The sequence below is a fragment of the Deltaproteobacteria bacterium genome, assembly GCA_016930875.1.
Lineage (GTDB): Bacteria > Desulfobacterota > Desulfobacteria > Desulfobacterales.
This window is the reverse complement of the sequence record JAFGFW010000194.1, coordinates 1-21,710: the sequence shown is the minus strand read 5'-3', so window position 1 is coordinate 21,710 and position 21,710 is coordinate 1. Positions and strand designations below refer to the sequence as shown.

Below are 21,710 nucleotides of genomic sequence, written 5' to 3'. Positions count from 1 at the left end.
TGGTTGGGAGGGAAAAAACTGCAACTCATTTTTGGATAACGCCACGTGGTGTTAAGTCAAAAAACTAACATGGGAATCGAGGCTAGCAAGATCAACCAAATAATCCTCAGAAACACTCCAACCGATGCTCACCAAGGGGCAGGATTCTAAGTGACTGTGCAAACGGAAATACAAGGATCTACCTGTGGAATTTTGGAATTTTGGCTCTAATTCCTCTAATTCTGGTTTGGTAATTACGAAACGTTCGGCAAGTGATTTAGCTTGTTCATGATTCCCTTTGTTATATTCTTCTTGGGCTGTTATGAGCGCTTTCACGCAGCCGTGGGGCTTATAAACAGTAACCATATTGTCATCAGCGCTGGCTTTTGCATCCTCCGCGGTAATGTACGTCACATAGGTTGTGGGCCAAGGCTGTTGGATCAGAGTTGGGCTCTCATCGAAGCCGACGCTTTCTAATCCAACCTCCAGCAGGCAGTCCCAGTTTAGTGACCATATCGCATGCCATCTCTTTTCTCTGGCAAATCTAGCAATGACTCTGTGCCTAGGCCAATTTCCTCGAAGAGGCACTTCAACCTTGCCAAGCCAAGCTATATTATCAAGAAGCCCGAGAGCCTTGGCTATTTTGAGTTTGGCGTGTGGTTCTTGCCGATCCTGCAATTGTTGATAAATTTGTTCTGCCCACTCATAAAGATATTCAGGCTTATCTGAGCCACCATCATTTCTTGGAATTGAGCAGTTAAGCTTTCTTTCCGCGTCAACACATTGCTCTTTTACATCGGCCAACGAAGGAGCAAGTCTGTTAGACATCCCCGAACCACAAATTAGGACAGGCTTCCGAGGCCCATTACGCAAGCTTGGAAAATTGTGTGGAATGTTGATCATTGATCTGTTATGTAACAGTTCTTTCTTGTAACCAATCCTTCACCAGTCTCATCGTCAGGCAATCATCCTCGTTGTAATCTATGATAGCCTGCATCTTGTCCCCAAGAGCTTCCGAATCCTCTTGATACTTCAACCGCCTAACCGGGTTCGTGCAGAGCGTGCATAATTGGTCAAGGACGGCTTTTCCTCTTAGGCCAGTTTTTCGGGATCTGCGCCTCGCGCTTGGCATCGCCATATCTTCCAAATCTCCCGCCCATGGACGCTTCCTTGAACGTCTTTACATCAGGCTTGTTCAGCGTAGTCAATAACATGCCGGATCTTCCCTCACCTTATTCACTTGATACGTTGCTCATTTGTGCATATCATATTCTTTGAGATCGCGGAGTAGTCGGTTAAGCGCCTTCTGATAGGCCTCGTGGTTCTTCCACTGAGTGAACTCACCAATGTGTCGGGTACGCCGAATATCAGCTGCCCAAGTCTGATCAGTATCCATCACGGTCGAGTCCACGCGGACCGGAAAAAGCACTGTTTTTTTCCGCTTCCGTTCCTCCTCAAACGCTGTCTCCACCTCTTTTTCCACCCACTCACTGCCAATCGAGTGTTTGGAAAGTACCAGCAGTAGCTTGTCGTGCAACCGAATAGACTGATCAATAGCCTGCCTAATTCTATCCCCAATCTTCATGTCTTCCGGCGCAAACCAGCAGCGAATGCCTTCGCTCTGTAGGTCGCCGTATAGCCGCTTAGCGAAGTCCTCGTCCTTGCTGGAATAGCTAATAAAGCAAGAATAGAACTGGTCAGGTTGTTTGGCTATCGCAACGATGTGGTCGATAAAGGTGTCTGGGATGCCAGCTCCGCGAAGGAAAACTTCAGGTATTTTACCCTTGGACTGATAGACGGTGTCGATACCTATCGTTGAAGGATAAGTATGTTTAACATTATCAAGTTTAACCACACTGAGGTCCATGTCTGCGAATATGCTCTCTCCCACCTCAGTTTCGCTGAGGTTCGCTTCACGGAGGTTTGTCCCCCAGAGTACCGCGGAACTGAGGTCCGCTCCACTCAGGTTCGCCTTACTGAGGTCTGCACCATAAAGGTCCGCCTGCATGAGGCTTGCCTCGGTAAGGTCCGCCTCCGTGAGGTCCGCGGTCATTAGGTTTGCCATAAAAAGGTCCGCGTCACGGAGATATGCCGCCCTGAGGTCAGCCATATTGAAATCCGCCCATTGGAGGTTTGCCTTACTAAGGTTCACCTCATTGAGTTTTGCCCCAACGAGGTCCGCTCCACTTAGGTCAGGCTTTTCCCTCGGGTTATCTTCCCTCCATTTATTCCAGACACTTACACCTTGTTTGATCAGGCTAAGGTGCTCTCTCTTTGCCATAAGCACTCTCCAGTCTTCTTTCTATCTCAGAAGTCACGGAGGGCTCAGATCTCAACAAGATTTATGTGGAAAGTTGAGACCTGCCCCCTGAATTTCAAGAGTTTGGCCTTACAACAATCCCATCTCAAAAAGGAATCTGGATGGTTCCTTTGGCCAACCCCTATATCTTCTTGCGTAACTAAGCGTTATAGTTTTGATGGCTCTAGTAATTGCGACGAAACAGTTACGTCGTTCTTCCTCCATCTCCGGGCTATCGTCGCCTTTTTTCTTACTCTGGAAGGATGGCAACTCATCTTCAACAAGTCCAATTAGATAAACGTAATCAAATTCTTTGCCCTTTGCACCATGGATTGTCATGAGAATTACTGTATTCGGCTTCGGGGGCGGCTCCTTTGAATGCATCTGGAGTTCCTGGAGGAACGCCTCCAAGGTTATTTCGTCACCTAAAGACAGTGTTATTTCTCTCATCAATTCTTCCCATACAAAACGCTCCTCCTCATACCGAGTAAATACTTCGATGATTGGATCACTGTCGGCTTCATCCTGCGTTTGTGCTAGTTTGCTAAACCAATCGAGCGCAAATCTGCTGAAGGCGCGGAAGTCCCTGCCTACCACCAAGCTTTGGGATGTCTGATTAATTATTTCTTTTACCGAGACACTCGGAGTCTCTTGACGCACAAGCTTAATCCAGTGCTGCAAGTAGCCAAGGCCCGACTCTTGGGCGCGAACGACGACTTCTTCGGGATCAACTCCTACGCCCGTTAGTTGAGCAAAGGTACCACATACAGCTTCCAGGTGACTAAGATTTTGTCTATCATTGGCAAGACGTAAGGTGGAGTGAAGCCACACGAATGGGGTACTTTCAAATTCATCCTTTCGTCGAGAGATTGCAGCAGGTATTCCTTCTGTTCGCAGCGCATTTTCAGCACCTTCAAGTAGCTTACGGTTTCGTCCCAAGATGACGACCGAACCAAGGTGATCATAATGATGCCTTTTGACGTCCTCGGCTATTCCGTATGTTTCGGCATCAAAGTCGGGAAAACTTGGAAGCAACCGCACTGTATCTTTGCCAGGACTAGGCCAAAATGCCTTAAGCGGCTCCTTGTCGGTCGTTCTCAAAAAGTTGTGCCTGATAAGATTATTAGCTAACTCGACAATCTCAGGTGGACACCTATAGTTCATAGGTAACTGCATAACCATTGGTGAATAATCATTCTTAAATTCCACAATGCGCTTGTGGCTAGCCCCGTTCCATTGGTAGATAATCTGATCATCGTCAGCAACAACGAATAGGTTCCTGTGTTGATCCCCAGTGAGAGCACGGATGAGACTATATTGAGCATGATTCGTATCTTGGAACTCATCTATGCATATATAGGGATACACGGTTCGATAGCGTTTAGCAAAAGCGGGGAAAGTTGTGAACAATTGATACACTTTGAAGATCAAGGAGTTGAAGTCAAGAGCATTCCGATTGGATAGCTCCGCTTCATAGGCTGGATAAACGACGCCCATTCGTTCTCCGAACTCCGGATCTCTAAATACCTCACGGCAATGCTCGGGAAAGATGAGTTGTGACTTCAGTCTACTGATAACTGGCAGTGTTTTCTTGTCGAGATCACTCACCACATCGGAAGTCTCCTTGACTTTTTCCACTGCATCGTTCAATACAGCGTCCAGGTCAATGTTCTGCGAATATATATGAAAATTGGGGTTGATGTTCAAATGTGTTCCATGTTGGCGCAAAACATCCGCACAAAATGAATGAAAAGTTCCCAAGAAAAGGCGCCCTTCCTGCCCAGGAACAAAGTTAGCTACGCGGCTCCTCATCTCGTCTGCCGCCTTATTGGTAAATGTTAGACCGAGAACGCGAAAATTCTTATCACGACTAGAATCAAGAATGCGCGCTATTCGACAAGTAAGGACTCTTGTCTTCCCCGAGCCTGGACCTGCCAACACTAGGAGAGGGGTGTTATCCCATTCCGCAGCCTTTTTCTGAATAGGGCTTAACTCTTCCCGTGCTGAAATAAATTCTCTGGTGCTCACGTTATGCCACCTTTGCAATTACGTCTTTGATTGCCACGGCAAAAAATTGGGGGACTCTTGATTTATCTGCCTTGTCTGATCGAAGTTTTTCAATCAGCGCACGAGTGTATCCTATCTTATCTTTCCTTATCGTTTTGGCAAGTTCATCTTCAAACCCTTCTTCACCTTCTTTCTTACTCAGACAAACGTTTCGCTCAGCAAGGATCTCAGCATATTCTGGGACGAATCCATTCCTGATAAGAAAATCCTCCAAATCTACACCTTCTCCTGGCAGCGGTCGGACAATCTCTTCAATTTTTTGATCGGTCAACCCACGATCCTTAACTTGCCCGACAAACCTCCTCCCCTCGTCATCATTGTCACAGACCATAATCCACGGAATTTGAAAAGCTAGGGATAGGCCCACAAATGCTCCTGGTGATCCATTGTTCTGAAAATCGATCACCGTTACCCCTGCCTGATCCAATGGTTTTCCCAATAATTCCGCAAAATACCGAAACAGCAAATATTCACTCTGGCCCTCGCACAGGAGCCATGCACGTGCAAAAAGAACCTCTCCACGAATGCGCTTAGCAAAAGTATCAAGGTCTGTGAGGTCACTGTCGCTGAGATACAGTTGAGATTCTTCCTTAAGGCGCTTGAGTTCAGCATGAACCTCTTGTTGACGTGGGTAAATTCTAAGCAAAGCGCGGTATTCACCCTGTTCCATTCTCCCCTTCACGGAAAGAGTGCCCTTGTGATAGTTAAATTTGCTTGAGTTGTTCGCACAGAAATTAGATAGTTCTTGTGTTTCTGGCACCTTAGCGACAAAGAACCGCCTCACATAAAGGACTTTGGTCGATGGGCCATCACGACGAAACATCCGAATGTGTGTGAATGGGACTTCCTGAATGAAATAAGGCGAATGGCTTGAGACAATTTTCTGGGTTTGAAGCTCGTCTAAATTAGCAGCAAGAGCACGAGTCGCATGGGGATGGAGATGAGCCTCTGGCTCCTCTAAAGCCAGGATACCCTCTGTTTCTGGCTGGAAAGTCGGTTTGAGAAGTACTTCAATATAAGCTTGAAAAAGGAAGAGAACAGCCAAGCTTTGCATACCCTGTCCGTGACGCGCAAGCGGAAAGTCAATTTCGCCTCCCCGGGTTTTGATGACTACCTCAGCTTTCGACATCAAGTCCCAAGGCTTAAGAGGCAATGCTTGGATTGAAGTTCTTTGCCCGGCTCCCAGCTCCATAATTTCTTGGACCTTCTCCAAAGTGACTCTTACCTGTTCAAGTCTTGGGTCCCCTTTCAGCAACTCTTCATTGAGCTTCGTTAGCTCCTCGCTGAGAGCTTTTGTTTGTTCCTCGCTTATTCTTAGGTCCCGGAGAATAGGTCCCCAGAACTGGGACCGCGGAGAAAACTCATTTCCAGAATCACGAAGTGAGGACAAATAAAAGAAACGAATATATGAGAGAAATTTTGCAAGGTTGCCAGGGCTTGCACCTCTCCCTCCTAACGGCTGCCCATCCAGTGCGAGAAATTCCCATTTAGTGACAAATTCTTTTGTAGTCTCATCGTATTTGCTCGATAGTCGCAACCCAATGGAATCCAAATCCATCTCGGGGTCCATTGGGATGATATCAGTAAGAGCTTGCACCAAAGAGTCAGGCCACTCATCAGGGGAATCCTCTCGAAACCACAACTCGATGACAATGCCTTGACTCGCTTGAGGAGAGTCACCAGCTTTGACCATATGATAGTCGTATTCGTTAAAGGGAGTTCCTCGGCCCGCTGTTCTCCGAGCCAATGCAATCCTCAATGCTTCGAGCAGAGCCGTCTTGCCAGAGTTATTTTCGCCTACCAGGACGGTGGTATCTGATATAGGAATGGTTACGTCTACGAGACAGCGAAAATTTCTGATTTTTATTTCCCTCAACTTCATTTAACAACTCCATCCTTCAAGCTTACACCATCGTTTGCCTCATGAGCTACTTGTGGATCGACTGGTTGTCGATCAAGCATCGTGTAAGGCCGACCGGTCTTTATAGCCTCTGCTATGGCATCGAAGCATTCGATAATCATAGTTTTGGTGGAATATTCACTGTATTTCTTGTAGGTTTTGCAAGGCTATCAATATTTGTCACTTACATCATGAGCCCCTCGTTCGTTTCTCGGACCGAGGTCTGGGCCAACCCCCAAAGCTGGCCGAGAGCTAAAATCAATGCAACTTGCAGTACCTGCGAGCGCCCCTATCCCTTTCAAGATTTCCTCTTAGCCCGAATTTGTTAAATCGCTGAGAAGCAATTGGCGACTATCCCCGTGTCCTGGACTCGTGACGCCAATGCGCTTTCGAAATAGCAGCCCGGCCTCGCTACGGGCATCAAGTTTCACTCGCACAAATTCCTGCGCTTGCAACTCCTCCGGAGGGGTTGTTGTGGTCGTAACAATGTACTGAAATGGTGCTTGATTTGCCCCACCACAACGAGAATGCAACTCTGCCACAAAACGTAGAAAACCGTGATAAACTCGAACACCTAAGTCAGCTTCTCGGGGGCTGTCATGCACCAAGAATCCTGGATGGTGGCCCCTACCGCACATCCCAAGAATAACGGCACTCATATCGCCTAACAAAATCGTTAGCGTGTCTATGGCTTCTCCTGCTAGAGTCTCGCCGTAAGTAATCTGGAAGTTAAGTTCGCCGCGGTCAAACGTGACCATTCCACTGTAGTCCTTGGATAGAGCTTCTTTGACTGTGTCATCGAATACTCGACGCAACTCTTCGATGTGTTCGCTGTGTGATTTAAGTAAATCCGCCAATTGTGCCTGGACTCCCCCCTTCTCTTCATTCAATAAATTCAGCTTACGTTGGAGGTCGAACTGCACCGTATCCACTCGCTTTCCATCCAATAGATCGGTCCATGATTCCAACTCCTCGAATGTTGCCAGTAGCTCTTGCTTCTGTCCCATGATCAATTCACGTTGATCTTGCAGCTTCCTTCTTTCCTCCAATAGTTCTTGGCGCTGTTGTCGTAATTCTGCAACCACACTTTCTTGTTGACTTATGTCATTTCTGAGTTCCAATATTGCCTTTTCTCGTTCAACCATAACTTTTTCCGCATGCTTGCTGTCGACAGCTTCGGATAAAGTAAGTAGATTTATTCGTCTGCGTATGTACTCGCAGTCCCTAAGGAACACCTTGCCATACGTGCAGATTTCAGTGTCAAATCCCTTCAATTCTTTGCGTTCACGCTGTTTGTCAATGACACCTGCCTCGAGTTCATTCAGCCCTGCTTGAGTAGTCCCCAACAAGCTGGTCAGCAGGGTCAATTCTTTCTCAACCGCTTGGATTCCCGCAGAAATTTCGGATATCTTCTCATCGAGATCCGTGATTTCGCTATAAAAAGCGTCAGCTTCCTTTGTGAGCCGGTCTTTTTCTATCGAAATTCTATTGGACAAACCGAATAGACCATTTTGCGCTAAGCGAATATCTTCAGTTTGATCGATGCCAAGAAGACCCTTGAGCCTTTTGGCATAATGGCGTGACCAGTATTCGGGTTCCTTTTGACGCTCGACAATATTCCTTTCCGTCTCGGCAATCTCTTGCTGTACAGTTGCCAAGCGCTCTGTGAGATTGACTTCTTCACCGGTCAACAGCCCAAAAACTGCACGCATAACATAGAGGCTATCAGCCTTAGGTCTCTCGAAAGCAGGGGTTTCAGACTCGCTCCTTGGCGAACGCCACTGCCATATACTCTGGAAACGAGCTTCTTGGTCGCGAGTACACCAAGCAAGAAGATGTTCCCACCTGATCGTGTGCTTTGATCCTGCCACCGTCCTCTTGGCCAAGTCACCCAGTATGGCATCTTCTATCACATCTCTGAACTTGTGGTACGAGTCTGAGCCAGGACGATTGTCCAATAGTTCTTCAACTGTTACATCCTTAGCAGCATATGATAACCTACCGGTCCCAATTGGACGTGCGACCGCCCATTGTCCGCCCTGAAGATGAATCTCTGCGCCAACGTAGCCCTGCGGAAATGCGAGTCGAATCTGCTCACGAGCCCTTTTCGTGCCAAATGTCGCTTCACCCAAACAATATCGTAGCAACCGACAGAAAGTTGTCTTGCCAACACCGTGCCCAGCAACAACAATCCGATCTTCAGCGCCGCCGTCTTCATCCATGCCCCAGATAATGTTAAGTCCACAGTGAAGAGAAATTTCGCGAATTGGCTGAAGAGGTTTTGTCGATGCCAAGAGAATGACTCGACTTAACCATAAACCTGGGTCTGTCCGTTTAAGCGATAATTTGAGATGCGTGTTGGGCATCATGCCACTTTTTCCTACTTACGCAGACATCAGCCACTCTTGCGAAATTTGGCGGCGAATTTGATTAAACACATTATCGGATACCCGTGCCCTAGTCTGAGCGTCAGTCTTGGCGGCCCGTAGCACTTCGGCGGCCTTAACTGCAAAGGGAATAATCGGGGCCACACCATGGGGAAGCGTATTTCGGATTTCCATGCAGTGCGGTCCTCCTGACAGGCGTTGATCTCCTCGGCGATCAGCGATCTTGATTGCTCCAGCCACTTCCAAGTAATCTCGAACTCGCAGCCAATTCATCCGCTGCCCTTCGGGCAAGAATAGCGATTGGGGTGCCTTTTTCATAGCGCGCCTGTATTTAGGTTTTTCCGCATCTGGGAGAAACACTTCACAGTGCTCGGGATGAGTAGCGAGATAGAGGGCATCGAGGTACGCCTCGCTCGGCATGTCCCCGACGGTACGGATGAGTTCGAGTGTTGCTGCGCAAAGGAGTCTTTCAGCATCAGTCCGAGGAAATGCCGTATCGATCATGACACCACGTGTGACGTCTTCGGGTGGTGGATGAGCAAGGCTGGGATCCGCTGCAGGTGGATCGAGGATTGTCTGGTAAGGCCGACCGGTTTTCATGGCTTCTGCCATGGCATTGTAGCACTCAAGAATTACCCGTTTGGTTCGGTATTCACCATATTTCTGCTCATCCTTCCGTTTCATAATGGGGAAAGTCTCCATAATGTAATCCACGTTATCACGTTCAATCCCGTAAATATGGAAGAACATAGCATCAAGCTCGCAACGAATTTTAAATCGCCGTTCCTCGTCCCATTTGAAGGGGTCAAGAAGTGGCCTCGGTTTCCCATCGGAAGAATAAATGCTGTTCCACAAATTCTGAGCTAACGTTCCCATGTCGGTGGAAGTATATGTCAGTTCAAGGACTCGTAGACCAACTTCCAGGCGCCATTCCTGAAGGTCTAGTGGTCGAGGGCACGGAAGTTGACGAACGATAAAGAAGTTCAAGTGGATACCTCCGACCTTAAGACGTGCAATGAAATCGAAAGGGATCGAACAGAAGTTAGCCAACAAAAGGCAAGCCTCCAACGGATTAGCATTAGAGGCTATCAATACCGGCAGGGAATTGGCAACCGCGATATTCTTTGGAATCATACATGCTATGAATGTTCGAATATCCGTCGAGCGACAGACATCCCTGAAAACTATTGGATAGCAATCCTCCGGGCAAGCTGTAAGAAGCCTCGTCTTCATTTCTCCCTCAGGAACCCAATGCCTTGGCAAGACCATATAATGCGGATCAGCATGCTCGACGTCTGAAGAAAGCTCGGCAGGAACACCGCTCATAGAAGCAATATCCTTACCAACCATTGATGAATATCGATGATCGAATTGGTGGATCATCTTAGCTTCATAGAGGGGAAGAAGTCGTCCATCAGCACCAGCAAAAATGTTACCTCTCAGTTCGCAGTGGTCCGCCTCCAATTGTTCCCGTGTTCCAAACAGATGGGAATCATTTGTCATGTCAAACATGCGAAGAAAGCTTATGCCCCAAGGATTCCCATCTTCCCCTTTGCTTTCGTTAATGAGCACGGGTACCCGGCGGTAGATGTCCTTTGTGATCTCTGCATCTCTCTTCCTTCGGAAGATCGGGCAGGTACGGGTATTCGGATTGAGAAGAGAGATATCTTTGGCAGACAGGAAAAAGTGCCGATCTTCCTCCTTCATGTGGCTAATATTTGTGAGGAAAAAAGCGAAATCCGTACCGTTCGGGGCTGCATCGGTTCTGCCCACTGTAAGAAGGCAGAACTTGTAAGATCTGTGAACGGCAGGGAAAATGCCTTCTCGATTCTCAAAGTCATAAAGGCTGACCAAGGCTCCTTTTTCTGTGAGATCAGCGAAGAACTTCTTGTTGCTATCATCCGTAGCGATGCCGCTTGGCACAACAATTCCAGCCCGACCATTCTTCTGAATGAGATCCCTCGCAAGGCCTGCGAAGATCTGGTAGGTGTTGATATCGCCTACAGCACTCAGAGGGTATCGACTTGACGCTCTCATGAAGTTGCTTTCGCACTCTGAAGCCCGCTTAGCCTCCCAAAATTCCTTCCATAGATTGGGGTTGGTTTCTGGAAGTTGAGCAATGAGCTTTTTTCTAGCTGCAGCATTGGACGCAGTGGCAATTTCTGGGTCTTCTTGGGCAAAGAACTCCTTTTCCTGGAGTTTGATGCGTTCCCAAGGGGGGTTCCCCAATACACAGTCAAAGCCTCCTTCCCCACCTTCTGTGAACACCTCCGGAAACTCAAGGTGCCAGTGAAAAAAGCCGTGCTTGGAGGACAAATCCTCCATCTGCTTCTGCGCTTCTTCTCTTAGCTGGTAACCTCCCCCTTGAAATCGTCGAAAAATATCCTCTGTTGGTACTGTAGTTACTGTATCATCGCTCAACGGCCAGAAAAAAGCAGCGGTCCAGAGATTGGCAATCTGTTTTTCATGCTGATAGGCTGGCTTTTCTCGCAGGGTTCCGTATTGAGCGGCCTTCTCGCACACCTGATGAAAAGCATTTTCAGGCATACTACCCCACTTCTGAAAGCCTTCAACCGCCTCTTGCCAATCAGGAGCCGCTGTTACTCCCGCGAAAAGATCATGTTGGCCCCGACATTCTCCTCTGTTTTTCTTTCGTATAGCGGTGGCAACCTTCTTATCGTCTCCCTCTACCGGCTTGAAGGCATCATCGGGAATACCCTTTTCCAGTAATTCCGGGGTTGCCCCTATGAGGGAATTGCCACACTTGATGCGGTGATCCAAGAATCCCAAGGGGCGGCCAGGATCCAAAGTCTCAATCCAGAGCGCCACCTTACAAAGTTCCACAGCCAATGGATTAACATCCACACCATAAATGCAGTGGGAGACTACATCCCGCAATGCTTTTCGCCGCTCCTCAGGTGGAGGCTCAATTTCCCCTGTGCGAATAATAGCTAAGTGTTTACCTATGCGATGCGCGGCTGCAATGAGAAAATGACCGGAGCCACATGCGGGGTCCACTACTTTGAGATCAAGGAGGGCCTTTTCGGAATCCGGTTCCTTAAGCTTCCTGGCAATTACCGACGCCAGTGCAGAGTCAAGGAGACAGCTAATGAGAGAGGATGGGGTGTAATATGAACCAGTGGTTTTCCGTTCTGACCCGGCAGCGACTTTGAGCTCAAAGGTGGAAGCAGCAACATTGACTTCCGGATGAAGTTCAAGGAGACTCTCATACACACTCCCCAATTCCTCTGTTCCTAAATTGCGATAGTCGACCGGTCGAAGCATTCGATTGTCCTGGGTAAAGCTCAAGTGACGCACGCCTGTGAGCAAGGCATCGTTTGAAAGCTCGCAAGGATTCAGACCGGTAAGAGAATCTTGTGAGAAGAGGAATCCTCCCAGTGGAGATAGCCCCAACGCCGACTGTCCGTCTATCAGACATTGAAAAGTGACTCTTAGACCTTGCCACAGGTCTCCGTGCTGTGTGCCCCTGAGACGTCCTGCAATGCGGCGGATACGAGTAAGAGAATAATGATCCAAATAACGGCTTCGGGCTTCAGGCGGAGCATCTGTACCTAAAAGGAGATGTCTATCTTCAGCAACAAAAAGAAAGATCAACCGATAAACCAGCCTTAAGAGTTGCTCGTAGAGTCCATGAGGAGTCAACACACCGGATTGAAGTTCCTGGCGAAGGCTGGAATTGCCTGGATGGACAAGAAAGCCTTGGCCGAAAGCTTGGATTGCCTGGTGGACCCCGCTTCTGAGTTGCTCCAGGGCACGGGTGCCTCGACGCTTGGCCTCGTCGCTCCATCGCTCAAGCCAGCACTGCTCTGGCCTTTCTGCCTCCACACGTGACTGGTGAAGGACCATGTAAAGGAGTATGAAGTCGGAATAAACTTCACCTGACATCATGGCCTCCAGGTCGAACTCCACATAAGCCTGACGTGTAAGGCTAAAATTATCTCTGAGAAGGCGGAGCCTCAGGCCGTTTGAGACGATGCCCCAGAGATGATCATCCGATCGATTGAGAAACTCTTGAACCATGCCGTGGGGGTTCATTCGGGCGGCGCCAGCAACCCCTGGTATGCGACTTCCTAAGTCCTGTCGAAAGCTGATAAGGTGAATCGGGGTATGATGCCAGGCGTGGCTAATGGGATAGCTCTTTCCGTTGATGTGCTGCGCTTTTTGTGTCAAAAGCCTGCCATAACCCAGCTCTTGAAAGAGGATGAGAAGCCAGCGCTCCCTCGTGACTGTAGTGCCGGCATCGGATTCTGGAAGGATGTCTGCTGTACCCTGGAAGGAACGCCATGCACCCTCACAACGGTTCCAGGCCCGGTTGATTACCTCATTGAGCTTTTCGTTCTTGGAAAGATGATATGACTCAGGCGAAAGACCCTCAAGATCCCGATCCCCTTTTGCAATCCGTTGAAGGATTTCTACGGGGAGCAGAGCTCCTTCTGTCTTAATGGTGGCAAAGATCTCTCGATGGCTCCGACGCATACTTGTTTCCTTGTCAGATCACAGGAAGATATACGTAAATCCCCAACACATCCGGGGGAAGGTGGGGCTCCACCTTGTATCGCAGGCCGCGAAGCCGTGCGGCCATTCTAACCCGGCGGTGCGCATCGAGGAGTCTCTCAGCCCGGCTTTTTGCCTCCTTTTCCAGCCTGGGCCTGAGGTGATCAAACCCGTCAATGATCCTGGTTATGGCATTAGAAGCCAAGTCGGGGCTGATGTTGGCATCCGGCTCGCTCAAAAGGAGGGCTTCAGCTCTTTCTTGATTCAACCACTTTGCTTTTTCGGGAGATCCTGAAAATCCCAAAAGCTGGCATTCTTCGGCAAGAAGAGGAGTTTCTGCTCCTTCCTTGAGAGTGATAATATGGTAGCGAAAACGCACAAGGAGCAATGTTGTGCGCCTTTCTACCTTGCGTGTGCGGATTACTCCGCAGCGTTTTGCTGCACCCTCAACCAACGGATCAAGGGAAGTATTCATCACGTAAGAAGCCAATGCCTCCACCACTGGGTGCGTCCGATTCAGGTAAAGGACACCCTCTTTTACTGGGAGTTCGAAACTCGCTTCAAACCGGTCTTTGTCTCCAATTGGTAGGGTTTCCTTGAGTGCCCTAGGAACCTCGGAGATATCAAAGTGGAAACGATTTTTGCGGGAAGTGATGACCGCCCCCTGTGCCCTCAAGGCCTCTTGAACGAAGTTGCTAACATCAACCCCGGAACCAATGGCGGTCCGAGTCGCCTCAAGTTCATTTGCCACTTCATCAGCTTTGATGGATTCCTGGGCAAACATTGTGCGGGAACGTTTTTCTCGCGCTGTGGCATCGTCCCACTTCGCGTGAAGATCATCGCGGGTCTCATGCAGGAAGTCGAACGAGAACTGGCGGCTCCCAGCCTGCTCCCTGAGAAGGAGGCCCTCGAATATGGCCTCAACTACCATGTTCGTGTCGCCCGGCACCGGAACAAATATGCCCAGAGAACTTCGGATCTTTTTGTGCTTTCGGAGAAGCACGTCCAACACAATACCATCGATTTGATTATCCAACCCGTAGTAGGTCAGAACCCGCACTTTGTCTTCGGGTTGGCCAAAGCGATCCACCCTGCCTTCTCTTTGCTCATGACGGGTTGGGTTCCAGCTCAGATCGTAGTGCATGACCGCATCAAAATGCTGCTGAAGGTTGATTCCCTCACTAAGACAGTCGGTGCAAACAAGGACGTGCTTGGGGTTTTCACCAAGCTGGAGCACACGCTCTTCCCGCTCGGCTGGTGGCAAAGTGCCGGTGACAGCAGTTACCGCCACATCGTTGGGCAGGGCTTTGCGAAGGGCCTCTGCAACATATTCAGCCGTGGGAATAAAGCGACAAAACAGAATGGGTTGGTGGCCGTCTTTGATGAAATCCTTGATCAAAGGGATAGCTTTCTGGAGCTTCACATCTTTCTTGCCGGCAAGAGCATCAGCCTCTCGGGCCATCTGGAGCAATAGCCGGCGATTGCGCTTTGCTTCGGCGTCTTCTTCGCCAGGGTCACTCCCCGGGATGAGTTCTTCTGCTTCTCCCGCATCTTCAATATCTATATCCAGGATGGTTCGGCGGCCGATTTCGTCTGCTTCTTCGACCGTTTCGGTATCGGCAACAGCAGCACGGTTGCGTAGGGTGGCCGCAGCGGCAGCCGGGCTGCTTGCCAGGGATCGTAGCAAGGCCAGGGCCGACCACCACCGGACTCGCTGGCGGTGGGCCCCACCCTTTGGGTCAGCCACGGTCTCCCTGGCGTATTTGAACACCTTGTCGAAAAGGCGCTTGTAAGGCGAGCCTTCCCCCAGGGTGTAGGACGCCTCTGCATCTTCCCGCGCGGGGAATGGAGTTTCAGTTTTCATGTAGTGGCGGATATCCGCCCGGCGGCGCTGGACGAAATGGGCAGCGAGCCGTCTCCGATGGGGCTCATTTTCGGGTCCAGCCACATTTTCCGGGAGACTCCCGAATGTGGGATCAAGAAAGGCAAGGAGCGATCGGAATGCCTCCTCTTTTCCACTGTGCGGCGTGGCTGTTACCAGGATGAGGTGGCGGTTTGGATCCTGGGCAAGACCTTTGACAAGGCGATTTCGTTGGTGACGGCTTCCGCGTTGGTGTTGCGCATAAGCACATGTGTGGGCCTCATCTACTATGACGAGTTCCGGGCAGGTCCTGATAAATTCGTCGCGGCGGCGATCAGTTTTTATGTAGTCCATGGAGACAACCACATAGGGATAAAGATCAAAGAGAGACTGCCCAACAGCACAACGACGCTCCAGCCTGGCGGCCGTGCTGGGAAGCACGAGTTCGGCCTGGATGTGGAACTTGTCGCTTAGCTCTGCTTGCCACTGCTCTCCCAAGTGCGGAGGACAGAGCACGGCCAGACGCGTGACTTCCCCCCGGTCGAGGAGTTCTCGGGCCACCAGACCGGCCTCTATGGTTTTTCCGATTCCTACGTCGTCGGCAATAAGGATGCGTACTGGGTCCAGCTTGAGGGCCACCAGCAATGGAACAAGCTGGTAAGGCCGAGGATCAACTCCTATTTTGGCAAATGAGCGGAAAGGTCCGCTGCTTGAACGAAATCCCAAGCGAATGGCATCTCTCAATAGACGGCACGAGCGAAAATCACCAATTTGGGAAGGATCAGGAAGGGAGAAGGTGGCTGTCCTCACCTTTTCCAGGGGGAGATAGATCCCGGTAACTTCATCGTCCGTGCCACCAAGAGGACGCAAAACAAGAAGATCCTCCTGGGAGTCAGGAAGCACTACCCACTCCCGGCTACGTGTTTGAACCAGTGATCCTACTGCAAAGTCCATGGTTTGTCCTGAAATAGTTGGGTTATCTTTTTGACAGGATAAACAGGATTGACTGGATGATTTTTTTGTCCTGGTGATCTGTTCTTTTATTTACATCATATCTATCCTGTTATCGTGTCAGATTTATTTCTATGTGTCTGACATCAACTGCCCTTTCTTGCTCCGAAAACATGGGGAAACTTGGCGATAATCTTGTTCCAATCTTCTTGATGGCCAAAGCGGATGACTGTGTAGCCCAAATCTTCCAGACAATCAGTCTGCTCGGCATCGCGCTTTGCCCGCTCCAGATAATCATGCACAGGCCCGTCCACGTAAATCACTGCCAGGTGCTCTTCGTAGAAAAAATCAGGACGTGTCTTGCAGGCTTCCATGAAATATTGTGCCTTGGAGGGCAGGCGAAGATCTTGTGCCTCCAGAAAATCAAGCCAGTCTTTCTCAAGCTTTGAATCGGCCTGGTTCATGAGTTTTCTTAGATGTTCGGCCCGGGGATCCTCTGTGGGTGACGCTGAAACCTTCGATGTCGCGTAATCAAGGAGTATCTGTTGAATGGCCCTGCGGTCGAGTATAGTGTGGTCTCTCTGGTTGCTATATGTCATGAGACAATCGTAACAGGCTGCCTCGCAATCCTCCCTGGCCCGTGGAGCCCGGTGTCTATCTTCGCCGGTTTCAGGATCAAAATGACACACGTCCAATGCTTCTCTGGCAACGTTGGCAAAGGCATCAGGCTCGGAGATGAGCTGTCGCAAAACACCGGCTCCTCCTTCGGCTGCTTCGTAAAAAAGAATAACCTTTCGATTTTCCATGCTGGGCAAAGGTTCTGCTGCCAGCTCATTATCCTCCAGTTGGTAACACGTTTGGATGGCCCGCTTCAGTGCTGCTTGAATGGAGGCCATCTGATTTTCATCTAACGACTTGGCAGGTTGAAAGAGGAGACAGTTTCGATGGTCCTCCACAAAAGGCACTACCCTCGATGTCTTTGCACTCATAGGATCTGATTCATCTTCCTCACCGCCTTGTTCATTTCTTGCCCAGTAGCCCCTTTCAATATCAAGAACAAAACCATATTGCTGCTTAATCCTGCGGCGTGCCCACCCGAGATTGATCCGCCAGAGGGTGGCTGCGTGGCCATAGGTCAGAGTGGATAGCGAACCGTTGGCAGAATGCTCCAGCGAGGCTGTTCTGAAGGATGGCTTTCCTCCATGTAAAGCAAAGCGAACACCTGTCTTGATCTCGTAGCCCAGCCGCAAGCGTTCTTCTTCATCACAGTTGATCCGATCCCTGCGTTTAGTTGAGACATTCTGGAGGCGAAAGAGCTGGCTGAGAGACGCCTCGAGTGGATGCTTACAATATTCGCAGAGATCCAGGCCCTGACTGCCGTCCGAGATAGGGTGAAGGTAGCCGCATTCAGGACACAGCTTGGCGGAAGTAGTGAGGACTTCCTCGTCACCGGTTATTGGATCGCCTACCGGCATGATCACTTTGTTGATGATGTAGCGAGAGCCTTCATGATACACAATGCTTCTTGGCCCAAATTCGGAGATCGCAAGAAACCGGGGGCGTGAGAGGAAATCGTCTTGGCGGTGGCGCCGTCCCGGAATGTAGGCTGAAAGAGGAAGTCTGGGAAAATTGTATCCGGGGAGAAAGCCTTCGCTTGCAAAATACCGGTAGCTGTAAAAATCCGACTGGATGACGCTACGAAACTCAAGGAGCAAGTCCAGTTGTGCCTCAGCCTCACGGCGGAGGCGCTTTGCCTCCTTTTTGTGTTCAAGTGGTCGGGAGGCATCCATGATAATCTTGTGCTGGGTGTCCCTTTGTTTGGCGGCTGAGCGGTAAAGGGAACGCCAGCGGTCGCAGGCTTGCTCAAAACTCAAAACCACTTTGTTCAAAACCTCTTCCAGCCATCCGTCACTGTACCAGTCTGCGGCTGTCAAATCATCTTCAATGCTTGCCAGGATACGCTTACAACGATCAAGGGCTTCTTTCTTGGCCTTGTCGTTCTGGAAGAAATCTTGCACTAAATGTTGGAGTGCGAGTGTGGGCTCTTCTCCGGTGACATCCAAAATATCTTTCAGGGAACTTCCCAAAGATTGACCCGTACCTGCTGCCAAGCGCACGGCATGAACATGGGCCTTGATCAAATCTTCATTTGCAAGCTCAAGCTTTGGAGGCGCAACCGCGCCTGCAACCATGCGTTCAGGGCGCTTGAAGAAGTACTGATCGTGAGGGCTGCCGGTTGTGCAATAAGAAAAGACCAAAGCAGGCTGCCCGCTTCTGCCAGCCCGGCCGCTCCTCTGGGCATAGTTAGCAGGGGTGGGAGGAATATTTCTCATATTAACTACATTCAGGGTAGCTATGTCTATTCCCAGCTCCATGGTGGGAGAGCAGTATAGGATGGGGAGCCTTCCTTCCCTGAAGGCCTCTTCTCGTTCTTCCCTGAGCTCATAGGGGACCTGAGCCGTATGCTCCCTGGCCTCAATCCCCTTACCCTCAGAGGCGATCTCTTGATAGAAGGACACAAAGAAGGGATTTGTTCTCCCGCCTGCTTCCGATTTGGTAGGGACTCTGAGTGGGTCGTGAAATGGTTTGGTTCCGTCTCCCGCTATCCAGTGGATGGCAGCACCCGGCATCTGATACCCAGGCACCTGGTCTTTCTCTTTGGCAGGAGTCACCTCTTCGACAAGCCCTGCCACACGAAGTATCTTAAGTAACTGTAAAATGAGTTCTTGCGTGGCATCGAGGCCAAGTTTTTCATCATTATCCGGGAAGGTGGCGGGACGACGTAGATATTGGCCGAACAGACTGCGAGGAGACAGGAAAAAATCCCCGCCGTAATCTCTACGTCTTCTTGGACGGGGGTAACAGACTGCAGCTTCCACTATGGTTTCTTTTTCATCGATGGCCCAGGGGGGAATGAGTCGCTGGTAGCTCTGCTGCTGAATCCTTTCTTGAAACTGGGGATTCAAATAGTCCACCTTAATGGCCAGCTCCCTTCTCATCAGGTCAAGTAGCACCTTGCAAACGGCAAACCGGGTTTCTGGTGTGGCTGTAAGCAAGGCAGGATGGCAATTGTTCCATTCCTCCTCAGCCTCGCAAAGCTCTTTCAAAGAGGGATAGCCAATTTCCAGAAGTCCACACTGTTCCAGGTTTGGAGAAGTGACCCTCCAGCCACGACGCAAGTCATGGTAGAGTCTGTAACCGATCACGTTTCTTAAGGCTTTTTTTGTCTCCTCCTTTGCGTGGAATTTAACGTCAGGATCGGCCGCATACAAATGAAGCGGAAGGTCAAAGGCTTCAAAAACCGTGTGGGTCAATTCATCGTGACTTAAGCCGTCCGGCCCGGCAGCCTTTCCCGCTTTGTAAAGGGCTGAACGAAGGAGGCCTATTTCCACGAAATCATTGAAGTGGCCGGCCTGAAGAGAAGCGTCTTGGCGATTGTCTGTAAAACTCAGTAGTTTTCTTGCCTTTTCAGGAAGGGTATCTTCTTTTTCTTTTTTTAGGTGGCGGACGGCAGAAAGGCTGAGAATGGTCGTAGCTGTGCTCCGGCCTTCAGTGCCAAGAGCTGTCAATTTTCCGATGTCTGAGACCTGACGAGCCCCGTATGACACACCGCAATTCAGACAGAAACGAAATGGGGCTCTAGTATAGTGGTATGGAATTGCGTCATCAGAACCTCGCCCATCCGGTCCGATTCGTACTCGTTCGGGAAGGTTCTTCTTTTGATCTCTCTTTAACCGGACGGAGCCCTTATGCTCCTCAAGCCAGTCACTTGGAACTCGATCAACAATCTCATCCATGGTTTCCGGCCACGGCTTTTCGCAATTGTAATAAAGGAATCCGGCCTCGGTCTCGTCATCGTGGTAACGATCAGTAAGATCTCTGGCTTGAAAGACTCTTTGGTTGGTTTCGGGGTCTTTTTCGACACGCACACAATAGTATTCCTGGCCGCACTCCCGGCAGAAGACAACAGGCAGAAGGATGCGAGAGCGGTCTCCTGGAACAAACTGTTGGCCGTACACCGTAATAAACCTGGATTCGGCAGGGTCGAGTGAAGCGTAGACATTGTCCCCCCGGCTTATGAACTGATGCAAACGAAAAGCAAAAGCTGGAAAACCTGTGTCAGGGTGTGAGCATTGATACCCCGCCAGTAGCCCTTCTTGTATGGCTTTAATACAGCGGGTTTCATCCACTTCGGTCAACTCACTCAGCTTTTTGGCCGCGCCGTCACGTCCTGTAATGCTTTTGGGCCTGGTTCTGATGAGCCTGCCCGATTCCTTCTCGGTGGTTATTCCGAAGGTGTCTTCAATCCAGATGGATAAGGGGTCCCCAATGAAGTTCGGAAAATCTGACGGCGGGTGGCGCTCTGTATCTGAAACCCTTTCCTTTAATTGCTTGACAAAGGAAGGATCCGATAAATTTGCTTCAGGGGTTGCTCTTTTCAAGGTTTCACCGATTACCATCTCAGGCTTGACTGTGTCTCCAAACAGCTTTGTAGCGACTTTTGCGATTTCTACCCTTTGCTCCTCATATGTTCCCGGACCAGCCAAAGTAGCCGAAGTGCCGATGCAGTGAACATTTGCTGCATTGCAGGCATCCCGCACACGCCGGACCAGCAATGATACGTCTGCTCCCTGTCTCCCGCGATAGGTGTGCAACTCGTCAAGGACCAGGAAGCGTAAACCCTGAGCTGCTTCAACGATGTTTTTCTCGTATGGTCTGGTGAGGATTAGCTCAAGCATCACATAGTTGGTGAGCAGAATATCGGGGGGACTTGCAATAATCTTCTGCCTTTCTTCATCTTTTTCCTGGCCTGTGTATCTGGCAAAACGAACCGGTTCAGCTCCTTTCGGGTAACCGTAGCAAAGGAATTTTTCAAGTTCCCCATACTGGCTGTTACACAGAGCATTCATGGGGTAGACAATAATCGCCTGGATGCCATTTCCCGACCCAAAACGCAGCACATGATCCACGATAGGAACTATGTAGGCCAAACTTTTCCCAGAACCGGTGCCGGTTGTCAGGACATAGTTATTTTCAGTTTTGGCTGCTTTGACTGCATCTGACTGGTGTCGGTGGAGACGTAGCGGCTTTCCCTCTTCTTGCGGGTCCTGCTTGATTCTGAATATGCGGCTGCACTCTTCGTGTAGAATATCTTGTTGGACAAGTTCGTCGATCCATTCGCCAGGCTCAAAGGAGGGATTCATCTGGATGAGAGGATCAGGCCAAAGGAGACCATCCTCTAGGTTTTCCTCGACATGTCTGCGAATACGTCCGTCCTGGATCAGGATAAAACTCTTGACGTAGTTTGCGTAGTCTTTGACTAGCCTGTCACGTAGGCCGAATATATTCATGCTCGGTTTTCTCCCAGGTGGGGCTTTGGCGACATTGTACTCATGTATGTCAGGCTTATTGAGAAAGCTTCTTGTGGTCGGGGATTTGATTTACCGGCAGCCTGGATAGCTACGAGATCACGCCAGATCGTGCGGGTGTGGCAGCCTTCCTGTTCACCAAGCTCCGCGACAGTGATCCCATGACTTCGGGATTCAATGGTCCGCAAAATACGCCACTGTCTGGCCAGTTGGTCACCCCGCATGCCATCCTCACATTCAGACTTGGGTATCTAAGGATTAAGTTGGGAATATCATTAAAAAAGGTGGACTTTTTTTGTAAATATTCGGTGAACTCTTAAATTTTGCTGGACACAGCTTTTCAATTTTGGTATACGCGGAGACATGTCGTGTCATTACTCAC

Annotated in this window: 10 protein-coding genes; all 10 read right to left on the bottom strand. The window is 49.7% G+C overall.

All coding sequences use genetic code 11. The features are described 5' to 3' along the window. Window positions 1–51 precede the first annotated feature (51 nt). Window positions 52–807 carry a hypothetical protein gene (locus JW883_16270; GenBank protein MBN1843822.1) on the bottom strand — a complete coding sequence of 252 codons (756 nt, stop codon included), beginning with the start codon at window positions 805–807 and terminating at the stop codon, window positions 52–54. A gap of 245 nt (window positions 808–1,052) precedes the next feature. Further along, entirely contained in the window at window positions 1,053–1,193 is a 141-nt protein-coding gene (locus JW883_16265) for a hypothetical protein (protein MBN1843821.1), read from the bottom strand. Window positions 1,194–1,231: 38 nt separating this feature from the next. Continuing rightward, a complete protein-coding gene (locus JW883_16260) occupies window positions 1,232–2,260 on the bottom strand; it encodes a toll/interleukin-1 receptor domain-containing protein (protein MBN1843820.1) in 1,029 nt (342 codons plus the stop codon). Window positions 2,261–2,368: 108 nt separating this feature from the next. Beyond that, window positions 2,369–4,306 (bottom strand): ATP-dependent helicase, encoded by a 1,938-nt coding sequence (locus JW883_16255; protein MBN1843819.1) that lies wholly within the window; start codon window positions 4,304–4,306, stop codon window positions 2,369–2,371. Between the two features lies 1 nt (window position 4,307). Next, window positions 4,308–6,227, bottom strand: a complete 1,920-nt coding sequence (locus JW883_16250; protein MBN1843818.1) for an AAA family ATPase — start codon at window positions 6,225–6,227, stop codon at window positions 4,308–4,310. A gap of 329 nt (window positions 6,228–6,556) precedes the next feature. Beyond that, window positions 6,557–8,614, bottom strand: a complete 2,058-nt coding sequence (locus tag JW883_16245; GenBank protein ID MBN1843817.1) for a hypothetical protein — start codon at window positions 8,612–8,614, stop codon at window positions 6,557–6,559. Between the two features lie 15 nt (window positions 8,615–8,629). Further along, a complete protein-coding gene (locus JW883_16240) occupies window positions 8,630–13,129 on the bottom strand; it encodes an N-6 DNA methylase (GenBank protein ID MBN1843816.1) in 4,500 nt (1,499 codons plus the stop codon). Window positions 13,130–13,142: 13 nt separating this feature from the next. After that, on the bottom strand, window positions 13,143–15,962 hold the full coding sequence (locus tag JW883_16235) for a DEAD/DEAH box helicase (GenBank protein MBN1843815.1): 2,820 nt from the start codon (window positions 15,960–15,962) through the stop codon (window positions 13,143–13,145). Window positions 15,963–16,105: 143 nt separating this feature from the next. Next, complete coding sequence (locus tag JW883_16230) at window positions 16,106–21,310, bottom strand: DEAD/DEAH box helicase (GenBank protein MBN1843814.1); 5,205 nt, start codon at window positions 21,308–21,310, stop codon at window positions 16,106–16,108. Continuing rightward, entirely contained in the window at window positions 21,307–21,552 is a 246-nt protein-coding gene (locus tag JW883_16225; GenBank protein ID MBN1843813.1) for an HTH domain-containing protein, read from the bottom strand. The genes JW883_16230 and JW883_16225 overlap by 4 nt, the downstream gene beginning before the upstream one ends. Between the last annotated feature and the right edge of the window lie 158 nt (window positions 21,553–21,710).